The sequence below is a fragment of the Arthrobacter sp. SIMBA_036 genome (assembly GCF_046535135.1).
Classification (GTDB): domain Bacteria; phylum Actinomycetota; class Actinomycetes; order Actinomycetales; family Micrococcaceae; genus Arthrobacter.
Genome location: NZ_JAWRXG010000034.1, coordinates 1 through 1,315, shown reverse-complemented (window position 1 = coordinate 1,315; position 1,315 = coordinate 1). Strand labels below are relative to the sequence as shown.

At 50.0% G+C, this 1,315-nt stretch carries 1 pseudogene; it reads right to left on the bottom strand.

Annotation, left to right across the window (positions count from 1 at the left end):
• Positions 1 to 1,315 (bottom strand): annotated as a pseudogene (locus SB659_RS19005) (DNA polymerase); the annotation flags it as partial.

Genomic DNA, 1,315 nt, shown 5'->3' with positions numbered 1-1,315 from the left:
CGCCGCCAGACGTTTCGCAACCGCAACGTGCGGGCCGATCGCTTTGTATTCGTGCAGCGGACGGGTGATCTGTTCGTAGATCGCCAGTTTTTCCGGCGGGATTTCGTATTTAGACAGTTTCTGGGTAACTTCTTTAACGATACGAACCGCTTCTTCAACGTTACCGTGTTTCAGGATCGCTTCCAGAACACGCGCCTGGGTTTCTTTCGCGATTTCAGACCAGTCACGACGAACGATTTCCAGACCACGGGTGATGATTTTACCTTCTTCGTCGATCAGCGCGTATTTTTTTTTGGTAACGAAGAAACCACGTTTGTAGAAACCTTCGTATTCCAGTTCCAGCAGACCCGGCAGTTTCGCGTTGATGTAGTCAACGAATTCCAGCGCTTTTTTTTTGATTTCTTCAGATTTACCACCCGGGATGGTCGCGTACAGACCGTCGGTGTCGATGTACAGAACTTTGAAACCGAATTTTTCTTCCAGTTCTTTCCAAACGAATTCGATGTATTCACGACCCCACGCGGTAACAGATTCCGCGCATTCTTTGCAGTACCAACGCGCTTTCGCGTAACCGTAGTAACCGTAGTAAGAGTTCGCCAGGATTTTGATCGCACGCTGACGGTAGTCCAGCATGATTTTTTCGATCGGGTCCTGAGACGCTTTCATTTTGGTTTTGATTTTCTGACGTTCGTCCAGCAGACGTTTCAGCAGAGACGGGATGAAACCCGGGAAGTCTTTGCAGAATTTGTGACCAACTTCCGGCGCAACGTCGTAGTTACGGCAACCTTCACGGTTCAGGGTGTCCGGAGAAACGTTGTGGGTGATGATGATAGACGGGTACAGCGAACGGAAGTCCAGAGAAACGATGTTTTCCCACAGACCTTTTTCCGGTTCTTTAACGAAACCACCCGCGTAAGATTCACGCAGACGACGTTCGTATTCACGTTCGTCCGGTTTGTTCGGCGCCAGTTCGTTACGTTCGTACGCTTTACGCAGCAGGAACCATTCAACCAGGTTACCGGTAGAAGAACGAGAAACGTCCCACAGCGGCTGACCAACCAGACGAGACAGCTGCGCTTCCATCGGGAAGAATTCTTTACCCAGTTCGTAGGTCGCTTTCGCGTCTTCCATAGAGTATTTCGCAACACGTTCCAGACCTTCACCGGTTTCCCACGCTTTCGCGATTTCGTCCGCGTAAACTTTTTCTTTCGGTTTACCGAAGATCGCTTCGTAAACCGCTTCCAGGGTGTAGGTCGGCAGGTTGATGGTACGACGGATAACGTGGTACAGGTCGAAGTGGATACGACCTTTAACT